This window comes from Kitasatospora sp. NPDC059747 (assembly GCF_042732955.1).
Taxonomy (GTDB): Bacteria; Actinomycetota; Actinomycetes; order Streptomycetales; family Streptomycetaceae; genus Kitasatospora.
Genome location: NZ_JBHWGV010000069.1, coordinates 455 through 21,080, shown reverse-complemented (window position 1 = coordinate 21,080; position 20,626 = coordinate 455). Strand labels below are relative to the sequence as shown.

At 73.0% G+C, this 20,626-nt stretch carries 20 protein-coding genes and 1 pseudogene; 14 read left to right on the top strand and 7 right to left on the bottom strand.

What is annotated here, in order from left to right; genetic code table 11:
• Positions 1 to 170: 170 nt before the first annotated feature.
• The 7 genes and pseudogenes from ACFV4G_RS27175 to ACFV4G_RS27145 all read left to right on the top strand — a co-directional run bounded on the left by ACFV4G_RS27175 (position 171) and on the right by ACFV4G_RS27145 (position 9,834).
• Positions 171 to 3,062: a hypothetical protein gene (locus ACFV4G_RS27175; protein ID WP_380444692.1), complete on the top strand. Its 2,892-nt coding sequence runs from the start codon at positions 171 to 173 to the stop codon at positions 3,060 to 3,062.
• A gap of 113 nt (positions 3,063 to 3,175) precedes the next feature.
• On the top strand, positions 3,176 to 3,637 hold the full coding sequence (locus ACFV4G_RS27170; protein ID WP_380444690.1) for a YbaB/EbfC family nucleoid-associated protein: 462 nt from the start codon (positions 3,176 to 3,178) through the stop codon (positions 3,635 to 3,637).
• A 2-nt stretch (positions 3,638 to 3,639) separates the two neighbouring features.
• Positions 3,640 to 4,005 carry a WXG100 family type VII secretion target gene (locus ACFV4G_RS27165; RefSeq protein ID WP_380444688.1) on the top strand — a complete coding sequence of 122 codons (366 nt, stop codon included), beginning with the start codon at positions 3,640 to 3,642 and terminating at the stop codon, positions 4,003 to 4,005.
• On the top strand, positions 4,002 to 8,819 hold the full coding sequence (locus ACFV4G_RS27160; protein ID WP_380444686.1) for a hypothetical protein: 4,818 nt from the start codon (positions 4,002 to 4,004) through the stop codon (positions 8,817 to 8,819). Before ACFV4G_RS27165 ends, ACFV4G_RS27160 begins: the two co-directional genes overlap by 4 nt.
• A gap of 114 nt (positions 8,820 to 8,933) precedes the next feature.
• Positions 8,934 to 9,060: pseudogene (locus ACFV4G_RS27155) on the top strand (serine hydrolase); the annotation flags it as partial.
• 103 nt (positions 9,061 to 9,163) lie between these two features.
• Positions 9,164 to 9,289, top strand: a complete 126-nt coding sequence (locus tag ACFV4G_RS27150; RefSeq protein WP_380444684.1) for a hypothetical protein — start codon at positions 9,164 to 9,166, stop codon at positions 9,287 to 9,289.
• A 35-nt stretch (positions 9,290 to 9,324) separates the two neighbouring features.
• Complete coding sequence (locus tag ACFV4G_RS27145) at positions 9,325 to 9,834, top strand: hypothetical protein (protein ID WP_380444683.1); 510 nt, start codon at positions 9,325 to 9,327, stop codon at positions 9,832 to 9,834.
• Positions 9,835 to 9,865: 31 nt separating this feature from the next.
• Here the strand turns inward: ACFV4G_RS27145 and ACFV4G_RS27140 are convergent, their stop codons facing one another.
• The 5 genes from ACFV4G_RS27140 to ACFV4G_RS27120 all read right to left on the bottom strand — a co-directional run bounded on the left by ACFV4G_RS27140 (position 9,866) and on the right by ACFV4G_RS27120 (position 12,912).
• Entirely contained in the window at positions 9,866 to 10,324 is a 459-nt protein-coding gene (locus ACFV4G_RS27140) for a hypothetical protein (protein ID WP_380444682.1), read from the bottom strand.
• 81 nt (positions 10,325 to 10,405) lie between these two features.
• A complete protein-coding gene (locus ACFV4G_RS27135; RefSeq protein WP_380444680.1) occupies positions 10,406 to 11,170 on the bottom strand; it encodes a YqjF family protein in 765 nt (254 codons plus the stop codon).
• Between the two features lie 111 nt (positions 11,171 to 11,281).
• Positions 11,282 to 11,698: an arsenate reductase ArsC gene (locus ACFV4G_RS27130; RefSeq protein WP_380444719.1), complete on the bottom strand. Its 417-nt coding sequence runs from the start codon at positions 11,696 to 11,698 to the stop codon at positions 11,282 to 11,284.
• Between the two features lie 90 nt (positions 11,699 to 11,788).
• Positions 11,789 to 12,535, bottom strand: coding sequence for an aquaporin (locus ACFV4G_RS27125; RefSeq protein ID WP_380444679.1), 747 nt, complete (start codon positions 12,533 to 12,535; stop codon positions 11,789 to 11,791).
• Positions 12,532 to 12,912 (bottom strand): ArsR/SmtB family transcription factor, encoded by a 381-nt coding sequence (locus ACFV4G_RS27120; RefSeq protein WP_380444678.1) that lies wholly within the window; start codon positions 12,910 to 12,912, stop codon positions 12,532 to 12,534. Before ACFV4G_RS27120 ends, ACFV4G_RS27125 begins: the two co-directional genes overlap by 4 nt.
• A gap of 89 nt (positions 12,913 to 13,001) precedes the next feature.
• On the opposite strand from ACFV4G_RS27120, the gene ACFV4G_RS27115 reads away from it, so the two are divergent.
• From ACFV4G_RS27115 to ACFV4G_RS27095, 5 genes are all read left to right on the top strand, one after another.
• On the top strand, positions 13,002 to 13,472 hold the full coding sequence (locus tag ACFV4G_RS27115) for an ArsI/CadI family heavy metal resistance metalloenzyme (protein WP_380444676.1): 471 nt from the start codon (positions 13,002 to 13,004) through the stop codon (positions 13,470 to 13,472).
• 156 nt (positions 13,473 to 13,628) lie between these two features.
• Positions 13,629 to 14,270 carry a hypothetical protein gene (locus ACFV4G_RS27110; RefSeq protein WP_380444674.1) on the top strand — a complete coding sequence of 214 codons (642 nt, stop codon included), beginning with the start codon at positions 13,629 to 13,631 and terminating at the stop codon, positions 14,268 to 14,270.
• A 76-nt stretch (positions 14,271 to 14,346) separates the two neighbouring features.
• Positions 14,347 to 15,357 carry a DUF1996 domain-containing protein gene (locus ACFV4G_RS27105; RefSeq protein ID WP_380444673.1) on the top strand — a complete coding sequence of 337 codons (1,011 nt, stop codon included), beginning with the start codon at positions 14,347 to 14,349 and terminating at the stop codon, positions 15,355 to 15,357.
• 57 nt (positions 15,358 to 15,414) lie between these two features.
• A complete protein-coding gene (locus ACFV4G_RS27100) occupies positions 15,415 to 15,975 on the top strand; it encodes a sigma-70 family RNA polymerase sigma factor (protein ID WP_380444671.1) in 561 nt (186 codons plus the stop codon).
• Positions 15,972 to 16,739, top strand: a complete 768-nt coding sequence (locus ACFV4G_RS27095; RefSeq protein ID WP_380444669.1) for an anti-sigma factor family protein — start codon at positions 15,972 to 15,974, stop codon at positions 16,737 to 16,739. The genes ACFV4G_RS27100 and ACFV4G_RS27095 overlap by 4 nt, the downstream gene beginning before the upstream one ends.
• A 69-nt stretch (positions 16,740 to 16,808) precedes the next feature.
• Here ACFV4G_RS27095 and ACFV4G_RS27090 read toward each other — a convergent pair whose 3' ends face one another.
• Together ACFV4G_RS27090 and ACFV4G_RS27085 are read right to left on the bottom strand one after the other, a co-directional pair.
• Positions 16,809 to 18,002 (bottom strand): SPFH domain-containing protein, encoded by a 1,194-nt coding sequence (locus ACFV4G_RS27090; RefSeq protein WP_380444668.1) that lies wholly within the window; start codon positions 18,000 to 18,002, stop codon positions 16,809 to 16,811.
• A gap of 37 nt (positions 18,003 to 18,039) precedes the next feature.
• Positions 18,040 to 18,279 carry a hypothetical protein gene (locus ACFV4G_RS27085; protein WP_380444666.1) on the bottom strand — a complete coding sequence of 80 codons (240 nt, stop codon included), beginning with the start codon at positions 18,277 to 18,279 and terminating at the stop codon, positions 18,040 to 18,042.
• Positions 18,280 to 18,534: 255 nt separating this feature from the next.
• Between ACFV4G_RS27085 and ACFV4G_RS27080 the strand changes: the two genes are divergently transcribed.
• Positions 18,535 to 18,738: a cold-shock protein gene (locus tag ACFV4G_RS27080; protein WP_359959873.1), complete on the top strand. Its 204-nt coding sequence runs from the start codon at positions 18,535 to 18,537 to the stop codon at positions 18,736 to 18,738.
• Between the two features lie 369 nt (positions 18,739 to 19,107).
• Positions 19,108 to 20,626, top strand: a 1,519-nt coding sequence (locus ACFV4G_RS27075) for a DEAD/DEAH box helicase (protein ID WP_380444664.1), incomplete at its 3' end; no start/stop codon positions are given.

Below are 20,626 nucleotides of genomic sequence, written 5' to 3'. Positions count from 1 at the left end.
CTTGCTCGCCAACCCCCCACACCCCCCTCTGCCAACCCCGGCCGGGGCCCCCCCCACCACGCGGGGGGCCCCGGGCGGGACCGCCGGGCCCGGACACCGGGCCACACACCGGGCACCACACCGGACGGGACGGCCGACGGACGGCGGAACGACAGGAGGGAGAGGGCGCGATGGGCGACCCGAACTACAACGGCAACGGCTTCAACCAGGGCAACGACGGCGCGGTCTACGGCGCGCCCGGCAGCGACCCCGGCTCGACGGGCGACTACGAGACCTGGGACTGGAAGCAGATCGAGGCCGCCATCAACGGCATGGCCGCCGGCACCGGCGACGACAGCGGCCACGGCAAGTCGGTCTCCGACCCGCAGTCGCTGCAGAACGCGGCCGACACCTTCTACCAGGTCCAGCTGCTCCTCGCCGGCGTCGCCAAGAGCCTCGTCGACCAGGGCAAGGCCCTCGCCGGCGAGCACGGCCCGTGGAAGGGCGACGCGGCCGACGCCTTCACGACCATGCTGACCACCTTCTCCAAGCAGGTGCAGGCCACCGCCGACGTCCTGTCCGGCGGTTCGACCCACACCTACTCCGTTCCCCAGCAACTCGCGGACAACGCGGTCAACCTGGTCAACGCCCAGAACCTGATCTCCCAGATCGACACCTGGTACGCCAACCAGGCCATCGCCCAGGGCGTGACCGCGATGTCCAACGGGCTCATCCCGATCAGCCAGAAGCCCGAGCTGGTCAAGATGATGACCGCCGACATGCGCAAGGTGCTGAAGAGCCTGGCCGGCGAGTACCAGGTCACCATCGACTCCGTCCGCGCGCCGGCCCCGATCACCCCGCCGGTCAACCAGCCCAAGCTGACGGACACCAACGCGCCGAACACCAAGCTGCCCGACCTCAAGGACTTCGAGCACGGCGGCCCGAACCAGCTCGGCCCCGCCAAGAGCTTCAACATGCCCGACCTGAAGAAGTTCAGCGGCGCGCCGCAGCCCTTCCCCGGCGACCTGGGGACCGGCCACGGCCCCGGCGCGGGCGGCCTCAAGAACTTCTCCGCGCTGAGCGACGGGCCGGGCACCGGCGGCCTGCACTTCCCCGGCGGCCTGGGCACAAACGGCCCCGGCACCGGCCTGCCGGTCAGCGGCCTGCCGACCACCGGACTGCCGTTCCCCGGCAAGCTCGGCACGGGCGGGCCCGGCACCGGCGTGCCGGAGACGGCCGGCCTCGACCCGCTCGCCTTCGACCACGCGATCAACCCCGGCACCGGCAGCGGGGTCCGCTTCCCCGGCAGCACCGGCGTGGGCGACTTCGGCAACCTGCCGGGCGTCGCGCCGGTCGGCCTGCCGGGGACGACCACCAACGCCCGGGGCGCCCGGTTCCCCGGCCAGACCGGCACCGGCAGCGGCGCCGGCGAACTCTCCTCCCCGCACGGCACGTTCGGCACCGGCAAGCCGGTGGCCTTCCCCGGCGCCACCGGCGTCGGCTCCGGGACCGGCTCGCACGGCCTGGGCGGCGGGCTCGGCAGCGGCCTTGGCGACGGGCTGGGCAGCGGCATCGACGCCGGCTCCCCGGCCGCCTTCCCCGGTCTCACCGACGGCCTGGGCACCGGCACCGCCTTCCCCGGCCAGACCACGACGGAGTCCGGCCTCCCCGGCGCCTTCTCCCCGGCCGGCGGCACCGGTCTCGTCTCCGAGGGCCCCGGCGCCGGCATGGGCGGCGCGGGCATGGGTGGCGCAGGCATGCCGATGATGCCCGGCATGGGCGGCGGCGCCGCCGGGCAGAACGCACCCGGCGAACGCAGCGACGCCTCCGGCCTGCTGGACGCGAACGGCGAGCCGTGGGCCGGCAGCCCCCTCACCGGCGAGGAGGTCGGCTCCCCGCTCGGCACCGCCGCCGGTGGCGCGGCCCTGGACCTCCCGCCGGTCAAGACCGCCGATCTGGACGGCCCGGGGCTCGGCCTGCCCGACGCCCAGGCCGCGCCCGGCGCCACCGTCCTTCCCGGCTTCGGCGCGGCCGGGGGCGCGGCGGGCGCAGCGGAGGCGCCCGGCATGGGGATGCCGATGATGCCCGGCATGGGCGGCGGCGCCGCCGGGCAGAACGCGCCCGGCGAACGCAGCGACGCCTCCGGGCTGCTGGACAGCGACATCGAGCCGTGGGCGGACGAACTCGACGCGGCGGAGGAGGAGATCACCGCCGGTGCGCTCGCGGGCGGTCCCGGTCTCACCACGGCGGGCGGGAGCCCGGTCACCGTTTCCGGCGACGCGCCTCTTGGCGCCGAACCCGCTGCGATCGCCGAGCAGGCCGTCCTCGGCTCGGACGGGCTGCCGCTGCCAGCGGCACCTGCCGCGCCGGTCGCACCTGCCGCGCCGGTCGTCGTGCCGGAGTGGGAGGAGCCCGCAGCGCCGGTCACCCCGGTCATCGTCGCGGCGGCCGCTGTCGCCGCTGTCGCGGTCGCCGCCACCACCGTCGAGGAGAAGAAGAAGAGCTCGACGGAGGCGGAGGCGGAGGCGGAGGCGGAGGCGGAGGCACCCGAGATCGCCGTGGTCGAGCCTGAGGCCGAGCTAGAGGTCGAAGAGGTGGCCCCGGCGGCGGCCTCGCCTTCCGACCCGCTGTCCGCGCCCCTGCCGCTGCCGACCGAGAGCGGCGAGCACGAGGAGCACGAAGCGTGGGAAGCGGCCGGCTCGGCCTTCGTCCCGCTGCTCTGGACGGTGCCGACCGAGGACGAGGAGGAGGTCATGGCCCCCGGCTACACCACGGAGGCAACGGCCACCTGGAGCGGGGAAGCGGGACGACCCGAGCCGGAGGAGCCGCAGTTCGCGGTCTGGCGACCGGACCGCTCGGCACCGGCCGCCGCCGCACCGGGGCAGTCGGCGTTCGCCTTCGACCCCGCCACCGTCTCGTGCGGGGCCGGCGCCGCCGGGGACGAGCCGCTCCTCATGGAGGACGAGTCGGCCGAGGAGCCGGAGGCCGAACCGGAGGCTCCCCGCGGCATCGCCGACCTGCTGGTCCAGGAGAGCGACGCCTGGGGCAGCGCACCCAAGGAGGGCTTCTCGGCCCTCGGCTGACGGAGCACCCGACCGACTCGGGCGTGTCCTCCGGCCCACCGACCCGAGCCGGAAGACACGCCCCGGGCCCCCGCCGGCCCGCGAGACCGCACGACACCCCCGAGGAGGGGCGCATGAGCACCACACCGTACGACCAGGGCATCGAGGACCTGCTGGCGCTGTACCACCGGCAGCGCGAGGAGGCCGTCGAGACCCGCCGCAGGATCAACGAGGTCACCTCGACCGCCACGGCCCCCCGTCAGACCGTCGAGGTGACCGTCACCGCGCAGGGCGAGGTCACCGCCATCGACTTCCCCACCGGTGCCTTCCGCCGGATGGCTCCCAAGGAGCTGTCCGAGCTCCTGCTGGCCACCATCCGGCAGGCCCGCGCCCAGGCACTCCAGCAGGTCGCCGAGCTGACGTCGCTCGGGCTGCCGCCCGGCGTCTCGGTCGCCGACCTGCTCCAGGGCAAGGCCGATCCGACGGCCATGCTCGCCGAGGACCCGACGATGCCCGACTCGGTGCGGGACTACCTCGCCGCGGGCGGCCCCTCGGCGACCCGCGGCAGCGCCCGGCGCAGCGGAACGGAGGACTGACGATGGCGAACGAGTCGTTCTCGGTCGACACCGACGGACTGCACCTCCAACTGCCCTACGTCCAGCAGCTCGCGGCCCGCTTCAAGGGGATCGCCGGCGGGCTGGAGGGCCGGCTGTCGGACCTGGGCCCGTGCTGGGGCGACGACGCCACCGGCGAGGAGTTCTTCAAGCAGTACGACGCCCCGCACCAGGAGATCCACAAGGGCATCGGCGGCATCGGCCAGGTGGTCCACAGCACCGCCGAGGGCATCCGCACCATGGCCGTCAACTTCGAACGCCTGGAGGACAACAACATCGAGTCCGTCCGCCGGATCAACACCGGCGCCGGCGAGCACCGGCCCGCCCCCGAGAGGCCCGTGCACGGATGAGCATCGACATGCCCCCGGAGCTCGCCTGGGTCGCCCGGCTGGCCGTCGGCCAGTCCTGGCCCAAGGGCGACGAGGACAAGCTGCGGGCGCTGGGCGCCGCCTGGTACGACACCGCCCAGCAGCTCGACTCGATCACCAAGGAGATCGGTCCGGCGACCCTCGGCGTGCGGAACAGCATCAGCGGCCCGGTCGCCGAGCAGTTCAACGCGTTCACCCAGCAGCTGCAGACCAACCTGCCGCAGATGGCCGAGGCCGCCAACCAGATCGGTGACCTGGGCGACAACACCGGGGTGCAGGTCGAATACGCCAAACTCATGGTCCTCGCTCAACTCATCTGGCTCGCGTATGAGTTGAGCACCCTCTCGTTCGCCGCACCGGAGGCGATCCCGGCCGCGATCACCTCCGCGCGCCTGATCGTCCAGATGATCCTCCGCCGGCTGCTGGTGTCGGTGATCTCCGGCGTCGGGTTCATGGTCGGGATGGACGCCCTGATCCAGAGCATCCAGATCCTGCTCCTGCACGACCGCACCAAGTGGGACACCGACAGCACCATCCAGGCCGTCGAGGGCGGCGCGATCGGCGGCGCCATCGGGGGCATCCTCGGCGGCGGACTCGGCGCGTTCGCACCGAAGTTCGGCGGCTCGCTGATCGGCAAGCTCGCCGTCGGCGGCGCCACCGGTGTGATCACCACCGCCACGATGACCGCCGCCTTCGGCGGAGACGCCGACTACACCTCGGCCCTCACCTCCGGCCTGATCGGCGCCCTGGGCGGCGGGAAGCACGGGCGCGGCGGGGAGGAGGGGAAGACCAAGATCGACCCCGTCAACCTCAAGGAGATCAAGGCTCCGGACCTCCATCTCCCGGACGTCCACCCGGTCGACGTGCACACTCCGGACGTCCACGCGCCGGACGTGCACACGCCGGATGTGCACACACCTGCCGTCCACCCGACGGACACCGCGCCCGCCCCGATACGGACCGGATCGGGCGACAACACCGCCGGGGTCAAGGAGACGACGACGCCCGACACCCGGCCCGTGACGGTCTCGGAGGACATCGGCACCCACACCGACACCCACTCCGTCGGCACGCCCGACGTGCGCACCGTCAACACGCCGTCCGTCTCCGAGAGCCACACGACGAACGAGGCCACCCACGGGCAGCCCGAAACCTCCGTCGGTACGCAGGAGCGGACCAGCCCCCGCACCACGGACACCACCGTCGAGTCACCCGCCCGGACGACGGCATCGCGAGGCGAAACCGGCAGCACGACGGGATCCGGCCTCCACGGCAGCGAGACCACGACCTCGGCCCCGACGCCCCACCAGGAGTTGGGCCTCCCCGGCTTCGAGACCAAGCCAACCGACACGACCGCCGGAGCCACCCGCCCCGCTGAGACGCCCGGTACTACCGGTACGCCCGGTACGACCGGGATCACCGGACCCGCCGTCGCCGACAAGCCGACGACGACCGGCGCCGACGCCTCGCGCACCACCGACTCCCCCGCCACGAGCGGCAACAACACCACGGCCACGGCAACGGCCAACCAGCCCCGTCCCGGCGAAGGACAGGCACAGGCCCCGGCGCAGACACCGGCACAGTCCCCCCGGGTCACCACCGAAACGAGCAGCACCAGCACCTCGACGGACAGCCGAACCGCCACCCCCGTGCGAACCACCGGCGAGCCGGCCGTCACCCGCACGGAGAGCAACCCCACCGCCCAGGCCCCGGTCGACCAGCCCCAGTCCGTCCATGCACCGGTCGATCACACCACGGTCGAGCACACCCCGGCCGAGCACGTCTCCACCGGCCCGGTCGACGTCCACCACACAACCCCCGAGCACACCTCCACGGCCCCCGACGTCCCGCCGCCGCTCCCGCCCCACACGGCACCGCCCGAGCCCCCGCTGCCCGCCGCACCGCACGAGCCGGTGCGGGTCGACCTCGGCCCGATCGCCTTCGACGGCGGCTCCGCCGACCTCACCGCTCCCCGGCAGCAGGCCCTGAACTCCACCGCCCGCCAGGTCGCCGACCTCGGGGTGCGCAACGCCCGCGACGGCGGCGGCCCGCCGGTGGTGACCGTCGAGGGACGCGCGAACGTCCTCGACCAGGGCCTCCCCCACTTCGGGAAGTCCCTCAAGCTGGGGCAGGAACGCGCCGAGGCGGTCGCCACCGCCCTGCGCAGCGAGCTCAAGGACCGGCTGGAGACCCTCCAGAGCGACGGCCCGGTGGTGCTGCACGGCGACGAGGTCACCGTCATCCCGCGCTCGCGCGGCAACCAGGACTTCGAACCGGGCTCGCCCGATCACACCGGCGACCACGTCGCGGTGAGCGTCGAACTGCCGCCGCCCCCGCGTCTCGAAAGCGACCCCGGCACCCCGCACGAGACCCACGAACAGCCCGCTTCCGTCGTCGTCCCGGTCGTCCCGCAGGTCCACGTCCCGGAGCCCACCCCCGAACCGGTCGCCCGCCCGGTGCGGCAGCCGGCCTCGCCCGACTGGCGCTCCCGCCTCGACGGCGCGCCGACCACCCGCGTTCACACCGAGCGCTTCGATCCCGCGCGCGACCCGCTCAAGGGCAACGCCCCGCACTCGCTGGCCGGTTCGCAGACCCTGGTCCGCTCCGTGGTGCGCCGCGTCCAGGCCGAGAACGGCACCTGGGTCCGCCATCACACCGTCGAGCTGCCGGTGAACCTCGGGCACAGCGGCATGTCGGCCGGCGAGCTGGCCGGCGTGCACGAGCGGATCCAGCGCGCGATCGACCACCACCTCAACGGCGGCCTCGAACTCCCGCGCTCCGGCGACCAGTTCCACCTCGACCTGAAGCTCGTCGCGGGCGACGACCACCCCGAGGCCATCACCATCGGCCGCAGCGACCAGCGGGTGCCGCTCGACCAGCGCTCCTGGAACGTGCCCGTCGACCCGGCCCACGACGACACCCACATGCCCCGGGTCGTCCACGAGGTCCTGCACTACCTGGGCCTCAAGGACGAGTACCAGGACTCCGACAGCCTGTTCCGCCGCAACGGCGACGGCCCCGGCGTCCACCGCGACGGCCTGATGGGCCACGACGTCAGCAGTTCCGCCGAGGTGCCCCACCGCTACCTGGAGACCATCGAGGACACGGTGGACCACACCGCCGTCGTCAAGGACCACCCGCACGGCGCCCCCGACGCACCCGAGACCGCCACCCGCACCGACCTTCCGCACATGGACGCCGACGACCTGGCCCGCTGGGACGCGCCGAAGGTCCTGGAGGTCGAGAAGACCGTCCAGGAGGACGCGGAACGCAGCTACCACGACATCGGCGCCGGCCTGGAGGGCCACCCGGACCTCCATCGGCGGTGGTACGACCCGGCCCAACGGCCCTCGATCGTCAAGGTCCTCACGGAGTGGGTCACGGCCCCCGCACCGCCGTCCATGCCGACGGCGAACGGTGGAGGCCGGAGCGCGGAATCCCGGGACGCGCTCTCCCGCGTCTACAAGACGAAGGACCAGGCGGCCTCGGCGGTCCTCGACCGGGTCAAGTCCCTCCCGATGGCCGAGATCGAGCGCGACCTCGCCCTGTCCGTCCGCCAGGACTCCGACATCCACGCGTCCAACTCGAACTTCGTGCAGACGAAGCTGATCCCGTGGCTGGCGGCGAACACGACGGGCAACGCCGAGTTCACCCAGCACCTCGGGAGCAGCAGCGCGGACCTGGCCGCCCTCAAGCGCCTGTACCTCCCGTTCGTCGAGCACGGCACGAAGACGATCAACGACATCCTCGGCTCACCCCACACCGAGTCGTTCTCCACGCTGATCTCGACCATCCACGACGTGGCGGAACTCATGTACATGGCGGAGCCGAAGGACCTCGCGCACCACGTCACCGTCAAGGAGATCAAGCCCACCACCGAGCCCGACGCGAGGGCCGCGCAGCAGGATTCCGACATCGAGTTCAGGGGCTACGTGCTCGGCGACGTCCCGGACCCCGCGTCGGAACGCACGTATCCCAACTGGACGAGCACCACGGCCGATCCGCCTCCGAACCCCCCTCTGGACCGGACCCCCGTCGAGCGGACCTTCCGCGGCGCAGCGGCCACCCCCAACCAGTTGGACCCGCACGTCGCGACCGCCGGCCGGCTGGGCTACCCGGTCTCGCTCGGCCCGTCGCGCACCACCGGCAAGCTGATCAGGCTCGCCCACGAGGCGGGCGCCACCCCGGAGGAGAAGAAGGCCCTCGCCTTCTCGCTCCTCAGCCTCTGGTACACCGACTACCGTCGCGACCTCACCGACATCCACCGCTACCACTTCGTGATGGACATGGCCGCGAACTTCGGCGTCGACTACGACCCGTTCTCGCGTCCCGTCCACCCGGTCACCGGCAAGGACGACTACCGCGACCTGATCGACAACGCCCTGAAGCGCCACCGCGACACCACGGCGGACCTCCAGCGGAACTACGTCCCGACGGAGCCCCCGCCAGTCGTCACCGAGAGCGCCCCCGCAGAAGCCTCCTCGTCCGCCGCGGCCGCGCCGGCGCAGGGGCACGCGCAGGCGGAGCCCAACCTCAACATCCCGCAGAAGTGGGAGAACGAGACGGGAGTGCTGGACCTGGTGCGCCGGCTCGCGAAGGCCCCCGGTTTCATGATCCAGGTTCCCGGTGATCCCGACTCCCTCGGCCGGGACACCCCTGAAGGGAGCGCCTGGGCAAGGGTGCTGGAACACGAGAGCGTCAAGGCCCAGCGGCTCCTCGGGAAACAACGACGGCCGGACGGCACGTGGTACATCTCGATCCCCCCGAAGATCCAGAAGATGCTGGGCCTCAAGTGAGCGACGCCGGACCGGCCCGAGGGATTCCGCCTCGGGCCGGCGCCCGGCACCCTCCGCTGAAAACAGCCGACAGCCGATTGACCGATAACGCTCTCGTGCACGGCGCGCATCGTCGACGAGGGCAAGGTCTCCCTCGACGCACCCATCGAGCGCTACCTTCCGGGCGTCGTGGACGGGAACGGCTTCGACGGCAACACCATCACCGTGCGCCGGCTCCTCCAGCACACCAGCGGCATCAAGGAATCGCAGAATCCAACCTCACAGAATGCGGTACGGGCTACGGCCTCGGCCTCCAGACCTTCCCGCTGCGCTGCGGCGGCGCGGCCTGGGGCCACAGCGGCGGGGTGCCCGGCTACACCACGATGACCGTCTTCGCCCCCAACGGCCGCCACGCCTCGCTGGTGTCCAACACGATGACCGTCTCCGGCTCCAAGATGCTCGACGTCCTCAGCTCCGCCCTGTGCGACTGACCCCGCTGCCCGACCACCGGTGCGATCATGAACACATGACGACAGCAGCGCTCGTGGACCTCCTGACGCGATACGGCTCGACCGGGGACTTCGCCGGCCTGCGCCCGCTCGGGCCGTACCCGGTGCCCGAGCGGGGCGAGGCCGAGGATTCGGGGCGCGTCGCCGACGGGTTGCCGTGGCCGCAGTGGTTCCGGTTCGGCTGCATGTCGGTCGACGTGTGCCGGTGCGGGATCGTCAACACGGTCTCCGTCCGGACGTGGTACGACGACGTCGTCCTCCCGGTCGACGGGCCGGGTGAGTACGGTTCCTTCCCCGGACCGCCCGGCTTCCGGGAGCTCTCGGACGCCTTCACCGCCGCCGGTGTGCACTGGGAACGCGTCCCCGAGACCCACTCCCTCCCGCAGTTCACCATGCGGACCACCGTCGCCGATCTCCCGGACGTCACGGTGGACTTCATCTTCACCACCGACGAGACCCTGGACCAGCCGACGCTGTACAGCGCCCACGCGCACGAATACACCCACCTCTGCCCCGCCGGCCCCTGACGGGTGGTGACGGCGGGCGGCCGGGCCGAGTTCACCCGGCCTCGGCCGGCATGATCACCACCGTGAAGCTCGCCGCGTTCCCGGCCTCCGCGCGGAGCGAGCCCGTGTCGCCGTCGACGTGGTCCAACAGGTACCCGGCCATCTCGCTGGCCAGGCTCGCGCTCCGGGGGAACCAGAGCGGGCGGCGGGCCTTCTCGTCGTAGCGGGGCAGGGGCAGGTCGTCCGAGCCCTTCCGTTCGTGGAACGGCTTCGCGTCCGCCGCCACGACGACCCGTACGCGCTTCCGCTCGCCCCAGCCCGAGGGGACCTCCACCACCGTGAGCCGGACGTTCCCGACGCCGTCGTCCATGCCCCACGGGAGCGTCCACTCCAGCAGGCCCTCGATCCCGCCGGCGATGCGCCGCTCGCGGTACTCCTCGATCAGGGGCGGTAACGCGGCGAGCAGCACGCGCAGGTGCCGCAGGACGTCGGCGAACCAGATCTCTTGCACGGGAACCCCTCCCATTCCTCGCTTACTCGCATCGAAGCGGGGGTCGGGCGCGCCTGGCAAGGGGTCGGTGCGGAGGAGGGCTCAGGGGGTGGGCAGGCCGCCCGGGCGGGCGGGAGGCCCGAAGCGGACGGGCACGCCCGGGGAGTACAGCACGCTCACCGGTGGCCCGGCCGGCGCCGGCAGGCCGGCCGCGGCCACCAACTCGTCGTCGCACTCCAGGAGTTCGGCCCGGTGCAGCGGCCAGCGCGGGTGGACGTTGGGCAGGTGCACCGTCCGGCCGAAGAAGGCGTTGTGCAGGCCCCAGCGGGCGGTCAGGAAGTGTTCGAGGGCGGTCGGCTCCTCGATCCGCCCGCCGACGCGGACGGCGATCCGGGAGCGGGCGCCGCGCGGTCCGGGCCAGCGCCGCCTGCTGGTGTAGGTGAGGGTGTCCGCGTCGCGGCGGATCTCCATCCTGGCCCACATGTAGGGCAGCCGGAAGGCGCTGCGGGCGATGGCCACCGGCAGCAGCCGCGAGGCCTCAAGCGACCGGAACACCACGCCGCGCCGCCCGTGCCGGTCCACCGAGTAGAGCCGCACGTTGGTCTCGGGGAAGGTGCCGAGGTACGGGATGCCCGGCACCTTGAACCAGCCCACGCGGTGCATCCGGAAGGCCACCAGGCCGATGTAGGTGAGGCCGTCGTGCGTGTCCGGCACCGTCCCGGGAGGGAGGAGCGGGGCCACGTCCGCGGGGTCGGCGGCCCAGTGCAGGAACGACAGGTCGAGCCAGGACTGGGTGAGCAACGTGCTCGGCACGTCGCCCACGGGATCGGGCGTTATCGGCTCCGCGGGGGCAAAGACGGGCGGCATCGCTCCAGCGTCGCACGGCCTGACATCGATCTTTCCGGCGGGGCCGGTGCTCCACTGCCCGCCGCGCGGGGCAGCAGCTCGCCCGAGGCCCCCGCCCGTTCGTCGCCGCCGTCAGCGGGGCTCGATGCCGAGGTCGGCGAGCAGGCCCCGGATCCGCCGTTCGATCTCGTCGCGGATCGGGCGGACCGCGTCGACGCCCTGGCCGGCCGGGTCGTCGAGCTTCCAGTCCAGGTACTGCTTACCCGGGAAGTAGGGGCAGGCGTCGCCGCAGCCCATGGTGATCACGACGTCGGACGTCCGAACGGCTTCGGTGGTGAGCACCTTCGGGGTCTCGGCGGAGATGTCGATCCCGACCTCGGCCAGGGCCTGGACCACGGCCGGGTTCACGGCCTCGGCCGGGGCGGAGCCGGCCGAGCGGACCTCGACCCGGTCGCCGCCGAGGCGGGTGAGGAAGGCGGCGGCCATCTGGGAGCGGCCGGCGTTGTGCACGCAGACGAACAGCACGGAGGGGACGGACGGGACGGACAGGACGGCGGGAGTGCTCACGAACGGGGTCCTCGGGTTTTCGGGGCGGGCAGGAGAATGCAGTGAGGGGAAGGCAGTGAGGGGAAGGCGGGGTCAGCGGGCGGCCGGGGCCGGGTGGTGGTCGCCGTGCGGGACCACCACGTCCTCGCCGGCCGGGGTCGGGCGGCCGAACAGCACCGCGACCAGGGCTACGCCGACGGCCGTACCGACGAGTTGGGCGGCGATGAACGGCAGCACGGAGGCGGGGGCGATGCCGGCGAAGGTGTCGGTGAAGGCGCGGCCGATCGTCACGGCCGGGTTCGCGAAGCTGGTGGAGGAGGTGAACCAGTAGGCGGCGCCGATGTAGGAGGCGACCGCGGCCGGGGCGAGGTGCGTGCGGCCGATGCGGGCCAGTCCGAAGATCAACAGGACCAGACCGGCGGTGGCGACGACCTCGCCCAGCCAGAGGTGCGGCGCCGACCGGGCGTGAGTCGACCAGTCCACGACCGGCTCGGCAAACATCGCGTCCGCCAGCATTGCGCCGCCGATCGCCCCGGCGACCTGGGCCGGGACGTAGGCCGCCGCCTCCCGCAGCGTGGGCCCGTCCCCGTCGCGGCGGCCGGTCCACCAGGCGGCCAGCGTGACCGCGGGGTTGAAGTGGGCGCCGGAGACCGGGCCGAGGAGCAGGATCAGTACGCCGAGGCCGAACACGGTCGCGAGCGAGTTGGCCAACAGTTGGACGCCGACATCCTGCGAGAGCTCGGTGGCCTGGATGCCGGAGCCGACCACGACGGCGACCAGCGCGCCGGTGCCGGTGAACTCGACGGCCGCCCGGCGGCCCAGCGGAGCCGTCCCGGTCATCTGGACCCCCCGGCGGTGGCCGGCGCCTGGAGCAGGGCGGACAGCTTGGCCAGCGCGACGGGCAGCACCCAGTAGTAGACCCAGGTCCCGCGACGCTCGGAGCCGACCAGGCCGGCCTCGCGCAGGACCTTGAGGTGGTGGGAGATGGTCGGCTGGGAGACGTCGAAGGGACCGGTCAGGTCGCAGACGCACGCCTCGCCGCCCTCGTGCGAGGCGATCAGCGACAGCAGCCGCAGCCGCACCGGGTCGGACAGGGCCTTGAACATCCTCGCCAGGTCGACGGCGGCCTCTTCGTCCAGCGGCTCGCGGACCATCGGCGAGCAGCACGCGACCGCCGTCCCGTCCTGGTCGAGCACCTTCAGCTCCAGATTCGACATGTGTCTATGTTGACGCTCATCTAATCCGGTGGCAAGCTCGCCTGTATCGATGTCCATCGAAACAGGAATCCGGATCAGGGAGGATCACCATGTCCCGCGTCCAGCTCGCCCTGCGCGTCGCCGACCTCGAAGGCTCCGTCGCCTTCTACGCCAAGCTCTTCGGCACCGAACCCGCCAAGCGCCGCCCCGGCTACGCCAACTTCGCCATCACCGAGCCCCCGCTCAAACTCGTCCTCATCGAGGGCGAAGCGGACGAGGAGACCCGCCTGGACCACCTCGGCGTCGAGGTCGCATCCACCGAGCAGGTCGCCGCGACCACCGTCCGGCTCAAGGAGGCCGGCCTGGCCACCTTCGAGGAGAACGACACCTCCTGCTGCTATGCCCTTCAGGACAAGGTCTGGGTACACGGCCCCGGCAAGGAACCCTGGGAGGTCTACGTCGTCAAGGCCGACGCCGACACTCTCGGCAGGGGCTCCGCCGCCGTGGGCGACACCTGCTGCACCACCATCGAGCAGGACGCCGAACCGACAGCCGCCGTGGGCTGCGCCTGCAACTGCTGATCCCGCTCCGATGATGCCGGCGCCGACAGGAACGGACAGTCGGTCAGGAAAAATTTCCGACGGCGTTGAACCGATCCCGCCGAGGATCCGTGTGGAGGGTGCACAGGGCGACACCGCCCGAATCCACAACCACACCTGCTCCAGGGGGAGTTCAGCATGCCCACGTTCACCGTCCCCGCCTTCGCCGCCCGCCGCCTGGTCGCCGTGTCCGGCGTCGCCCTGCTCGCGCTCGCCGCCACCGCCTGCGGGCCCGACACGAGCAGCGGGTACGGCGGCAACAGCTCCAGCACCGCCGCCGCCCCGGCGGCCACGGCGTCCGCCCCCGCAGCCGGCGGCTCCTCCGGGGTCCGGATCGTCGCCGCGAACTCGCCCGCGCTCGGGCCGATCGTCACCGACTCGGCCGGCCGGACCCTGTACCGCTTCGACAAGGACACCGCCAAGCCGTCCGCGAGCACCTGCACCGACGCCTGTGCGGCGAAGTGGCCGCCGCTCACCGCCCAGGACCCGGTGAAGGTCACCGGGGTCGACTCCACCCTGGTCGGCAGCGTGACCCGGCCGGACGGGACGAAGCAGGTGACCCTCAACGGCTGGCCGCTCTACCGCTTCGCCGGCGACACCGCGGCGGGGCAGACCAGCGGCCAGGGCGTCGGCGGCACCTGGTTCGCGAGCACGCCCGAGGGGAAGAAGGCGGCGGGCATGCCCGGCCAGGCCTCCGCCCCGGCCCCCGCCCAGACCCCGTCCGCCGCCCAGACCCCGTCGGCCGCCCCGTCGCAGGGCGGCTACTCCGGGGGCTACTGACCCGCCCCGCCGCGCCCGACAGTCCGGGTGATGGGCCGCCTTGCCCGGGCGGCGGCCCGTCGCCCAGACTGTCGCGGTGCACCGGGAACGTGATCACCACCGGCTGGGCGGCGTCGCGCTCCCGGTCGGCGTCCTGCTCTGCCTCACCCTGGGGCTGTCGCTGCTGGCGGTCAGGTACTGGCCGGCCGAACGGGACCCGGCGGCCGGGTTCGTCGACATCACCGCCGTGGCCGTCGCCGCACCCGCCCCTCCGTCCGCCGCCGGACCGGATGCCTCCACCGGCTCGTACGCGCAGGACTGCGGGCGCAATCAGGAGGGGCACCGCAACGCGGACAACGTGGTGATCTCACCCGGCACCGTGGGCGGCGCCCACCACGTGCACGACTACGTCGGCAACCTCTCCACGGACGCGGACTCCACCGACGACAGCCTCGCCGCCGCCGCGACCACCTGCACCAGCGGCGACCGCTCGACCTACTACTGGCCGGTGCTGCGCCGCACCGACGGCGCCGCACCGCGAACCACGGCCGGGGCGCCCGACGACGACCCGCACGGCAACACCGGCGAGATCCTCACCCCCGACACCGTCACCATCGAGTACCTCGGCAATCCATGGGCCAAGGTCGTACCGATGCCGCGCTTCCTCCGGCTCCTGGAGGGCGACCCGACCGCCGCCACCGACGGCGGCGCGGACGCCGGCGCCCGCTGGGGCTGCACGGGCTTCGCCGGCCGCACGACCACCGATCGCTACCCGCTCTGCCCCGCCGGGAGCCTCCTCACCCGCACCCTGGACTTCCCCAGCTGCTGGGACGGGCGCGGCACGGACAGTTCCGGCCACCGCTCGCACGTGCGGTTCCCGGACGCCGCCGGCGTCTGCCCGCACGACACCTTCCCGATCCCGCACCTGCGGGTGACCGTCGGCTACCGCCCGCCGCCGGCCCGGGAGTTCGCCCTGGACGCCTTCCCCGAGCAGCACCACAGTCCGCTCACCGACCACGCGGTGTTCATCGGCCTGATGACCGACCGGCAGATGGCCGCCGTGGTGGCCTGCCTGAACCAGGACCGGACCTGCCGGGAATCCGGTTGAACCGAACGGCCCCCGCGTACGTGCTGGACGTGGCACCCGACGACGGAGGAATGGCGGATGGCGAGGACACGATCAGCCGGGCGGCAGGACGCCGCCGACGAGGCACTGATCCGGACGCTCTACGAGCAGCACGGCGCCGCGCTGCTCGCCTACGCCGTCCGGCTCACCGGCGACCGCGCGGCGGCCGAGGACGCCGTCCAGGAGACCCTGATCCGGGCCTGGCGCAACCCCGAGGCACTGACCGAGGCCCGCGGGTCGGTGCGCGGCTGGCTGCTGACCGTGGAGCGCAACCTGATCACCGACCGGTTCCGGGCCCGGGCGGCCCGGCCGGCCGAGGTGGCGGAGGTCTCCGAGGCGACGGCCACCGTGCCGGTCGAGCACGACCACGCCGAGGGCGTGGTGGAGGCGCTGGTGATGTCGCAGGCGCTGGAGCGGCTCTCGCCCGAGCACCGCGACGTGCTGCGCTCGATCTACTTCCAGCGGCTGTCCGTCAGCGAGGCCGCGGAGCAGCTGGGGGTGCCGGCCGGAACGGTCAAGTCCCGCGCGCACTACGCGCTCCGGGCGCTCAAACGCTCGTACACCGGCAGGTCGGGGACGTGGCAGGAGGTGTCGGCGTGACCAGGGACGACTCGAACGGGAACGACGCGAACAGGAACGACGTGAGCACGACACCGCACGAGTGGAGCGCGGAGCTCGTCGGCGCCTACGTGCTGGGTGCGCTCGATCCGGCCGAGGCGGCGGCGGTCGAACGGCACCTGGCCGACTGCCCGGCCTGCCGTCAGGAGGTGACCGAATTGCGCGAGCTGGAGACCGCCCTGGGCGAGGTGCCGCCCGAACTGCTCGTGGACGGCCCGCCCGAGGGCGGCGACCTGCTGCTGCAGCGCACCCTGCGCCGGGCCCGGGCCGAACGCGGCTCGGCGCTGCGCCGGCGCCGGGCCCGGATCGGCGCTGCCGCCGCTGTCGCTGCGGCAGCAGCGCTCGTCGCCGGGATCGCGCTGGGCCGCACCACCGCGCCCGCACCACCGGTGGCCGCCGGCCCGGCTCCGAGCACCACCGTCGCCACCCCGCCCCCCGCCGGCACCAGGACGGGCTCCGCGACGGACCCGGCCACCGGCGCCCGGATGACGCTGACGGTGACCCCGGCGATGGGCTGGGTCCGGGTCAACGCGGCCGTCACCGGCATCCCGGCCGGCCAGCGCTGCCACCTGGTGGTCAACGGCAAGGGCGGGACGAAGGCGGACGCGGGCGGCTGGCTGGTCTCCACCGTCGGCGCCAAGTCCGGTACCACATTGGACGGTTCGGCGATCGTCGCACCGGAGGACGTGGCCTCGGTGTCGGTCGTGAACGAGTCCGGCCAGACCTTCGTGACGGTCCCCGTCTAGGCGGCGATCATCCCGGTGGGTCCGCCCCGAGAGCGGGCGGACCCACCGGGAGTGAGCTCCCGCCGGGGTTCAGGTGCGCTCCGGGATCCGGGGGGCCGGGTTGGCCTTGCCGTCGCCGTGCGGGCCCGTCGAGTGCTGGAGGGAGTGCAGGATCGCGAGGCCCTGGCTGACGATGCCGGCGGCCATCTGGTTGACGCCGTCGCTGCCGTTGAGGACGGTGAGGTCGGCCCCGGACATGCCGCGGGCGGCCGCGTCGGCGAGGGCCGGGAGGTTCTCCACGATCCGGTTGGCGGCGATGAGTTCCTGGTTCCCGCCGCGCAGCGAGTCGGCCCGGGCCGTGTTGGCGTCCGCCTGTGCCTGGGCGAGGGTCCGTTCGCTGTAGGCGCTGCCGTCCGCCTCGAACTTCACCCGGTCACGGGCGGCTTCGGCCAGCGTCCGCTGCCGGTACGCCTCCGCGTCCGCCGGGCGCCGCACCTCCGCCTCCAGCTGCTGCGCCGCGAGCGCGGCCCGGCGCTGGGCGAGCGCGGTCTGCTCCTCGATGACGTCCTGGGAGGCGCGGGCCTCGGCGAGCGGGCCGGCCTGGGCGGCGCGGGCCCTGGACTGTTCCGTCTCGGCGAGGAAGCCGGCCCGCTTGATCGCGGTGTCCCGCTCGTACTCCGCCTTCAGCGCGGCCGCCTGCTGCTCCCGCTCGGTGGCCTCCTGGTCTGCCTTGGCCTGGGCGATCCGGGCCTGGCTGGCGACCGCCGCCACGTGCGGCGCGGCGAGGTTGTCGATGTAGCCGGTCGAGTCCTCGATCTCCTGGATCTGCAGGGCGTCGACCACGATGCCGAGCTTCTCCATCTCGCCGTGGCTGCCCGCCATCACCTCCTGGGCGACCCTGCTGCGCTCCCGGATGATCTGCTCCACGGTCAGCCCGCCGATGATCGACCGCAGGTGGCCGGCGAAGATCCGGCCGACGAGCTCCTCCATCTGGTTCTGCTCCGAGAGGAAGCGGCGGGCGGCGTTGGCGATCGACACGGCGTCGTCTCCGACCTTGAACACGCAGACCGCGCGCACGGTGAGCCGGATGCCCTGCTGGGTGACGCAGTCCTCGGCGATCGTCGCCTCCCGGAGGGCCAGGGAGAGCATCCGGACCTTCTGCTTGACCGGCAGGACCAGGCTGCCGTGACCGGTGACGATGCGGAACTGGGTGTCCTGCGACTGACGCTTGGACCCGGATATGAGCATCGCCTCGTTGGGTGCGGGAACGTGCCAGAAGAACATGACCGACCACCTGACCTGCGGGGATTCCGACACGCGCCTAGGGCGGCAGGAGCTCGACGATCACCGAGCGGGCCGAGATCGCGTCCACCACGACCACCCGGACGTCCCGGCCGACCGGTTCCGAGCACCAGGCCGCGAACGCCTCCGACCCGCCCCGCAGGGCGACCAGGACCTCGCCCGGACCGCCCGGCGGAATGGGCACCGTCACCCTGCCGACAGCCCCGACCGGGCTCTGCGAGGAGTCGTCGGCTGCCGCGCGCATGCGCTCGTGCGCCACGTGTTCCACGGTACTCCGGCCGCGGCACGGGAACCCGTCCCGGAATCGGGCGTGGAAAATCGACCCGTCGCAGGCCCGAGCCTGCTAGAGTCGTTTTAGTTGCAGTAGTGGTTCCCAAGAACTTTGTGTGCGCCTGCCGATGTTTTGCAGGCGCATTTTTTGTTTTCCCGGCTCTTCCCCGGGTGGGCACTCCATGCGGCGACTCGAAACCCGCACCGTGCGGGCTTCGGACAGCCCCTTGAAGGAGTAATTTTTATGGCTAATGGCACCGTGAAGTGGTTCAACTCGGAGAAGGGCTTCGGCTTCATCGAGCAGGAGGGTGGCGGCCCCGACGTCTTCGCCCACTACTCGAACATCAACGCCAACGGCTTCCGTGAGCTGCTTGAGGGCCAGAAGGTCGAGTTCGACGTCGCGCAGGGCCAGAAGGGCCCGCAGGCCGAGAACATCCGCCCGCTGTAGTACTTCTGCCACGGCACCCGCCTGGTAGCGAGGGGCCCGCACCGCGCACACGCCCGGTGCGGGCCCCTCGGCATCGCGCCACGACGCATCCCCCCGGCCGTTCAAGGCCCTGGCTCCGCCACCGGCGGCCATCCCCACGCGAGACGCACAGCGCCGCGTCGGGATCGGCGCCCTGCCGTGACAGCTCACGGTTCGAGGTTCCCCGCTCCCGCCCTCCGCGGTGAGCGCCGACCGTAGGTGACGTGCCGCACGGTTCCACCGTCCACGCTCCGCCCGTCACATTCTCGGCCCGTTCCCTTGCGGTCTCCGCCCGCGCCTCGCGCCCCGGAGCCTTCCTCGTGACGTGCCGCCCCGAGGAAGGTTCTCCGCATGGCCCGCTCCAGTCGCTCTTCGTACCAGAACGCCAACTCCCGCTCCTCCCGGGGCTCCCGCTCCGGCGGAAGCTCCTTCTACGGCGACCGGCCCGCCGGAGGCCGCCGCCCCGCCGGCCGGAGCGCCCCTCAGGGCCCGTCCGCCCAGGGCGAGTTCGCGATGCCGGTGAGCACCACCCCGGCGCTGCCGGCCGTCGAGGCCTTCGAGGACCTGGACATGCCGAAGGCGCTGCTGTCCGTGCTGGCCCGCGAGGGCGTCACCGCGCCGTTCCCGATCCAGGCCGCGACGCTGCCGAACTCGCTGGCCGGCCGCGACCTCCTCGGCCGGGGCCGGACCGGCTCCGGCAAGACCATCGCGTTCGGCCTCCCCGTGCTGGCCCGCACGGCCGGGCAGCGGGCCGAGCCGCGCCTGCCGCTGGCCCTGGTCCTGGTCCCCACCCGCGAGCTCGCGCAGCAGGTCTCCGAGGCCCTCGCCCCCTACGCCCGCGCCGTGCACCTGCGGATGGCGACCGTGGTGGGCGGGACGTCGATGAGCCGCCAGGCCTGGCTGCTGAACCGCGGCGCCGAGGTCGTGGTGGCCACCCCGGGCAGGCTCAAGGACCTGATCCAGCGCGGCGACTGCCGGCTGGACCGGGTCGGCATCACGGTGCTCGACGAAGCCGACCAGATGGCCGACATGGGCTTCCTGCCGCAGGTCACCGAGCTCCTCGAACAGGTCGCCGCGGGCGGCCAGACCATGCTCTTCTCCGCCACCCTGGACCGCAACGTCGACCGCCTCGTGCGGCAGTTCCTCAAGGACCCGGTCACCCACTCGGTGGACCCGTCCGCGGCGACGGTCAGCACCATGGAGCACCACGTGCTGCACGTGCAGAACGTCGACAAGAACGCCACGATCGCGCACATCGCCTCCCGCGACGGCGGACTGATCATGTTCGCCGACACCAGGGACAGCGCGGACCGCCTGGTGACGGACCTGCTCGCGAACGGCGTGAAGGCCGCGGCCCTGCACGGCGGCAAGTCCCAGCCGCAGCGCACCCGCACCCTGGACCAGTTCCGCACCGGCGAGGTGACCGCGCTGATCGCGACCAACGTGGCGGCCCGGGGCATCCACATCGACGGGCTCGACCTCGTCGTCAACCTGGACCCGCCGAGCGACCACAAGGACTACCTGCACCGGGGCGGGCGCACGGCCCGGGCCGGCGAGTCCGGGACCGTCGTCACCCTGGTCCTGCCCAGCCAGCGCCGCGCGACGGCCCGCCTGATGAGCGCCGCCGGCATCACCCCCGTCACCACCAGGGTCAGCGCCGGCGACGAGGACCTGGCGCGCATCACCGGCGCCCGCGTGCCCACCGGCGTGCCCGTCGTCATCGCCGACCCCGTGGTCGAGCGGCCGCGCCGCAGCGTGTCGACGAGCCGCGGCCGCCGCGGCCGTCCCGGCGGAGACGCCCGGTCCGCCTCCGCGGGCGGCCGGGGGCGGCGGGGGCCGCGCGGGGGAGCCCCAGGGGCAGGACGAGGAC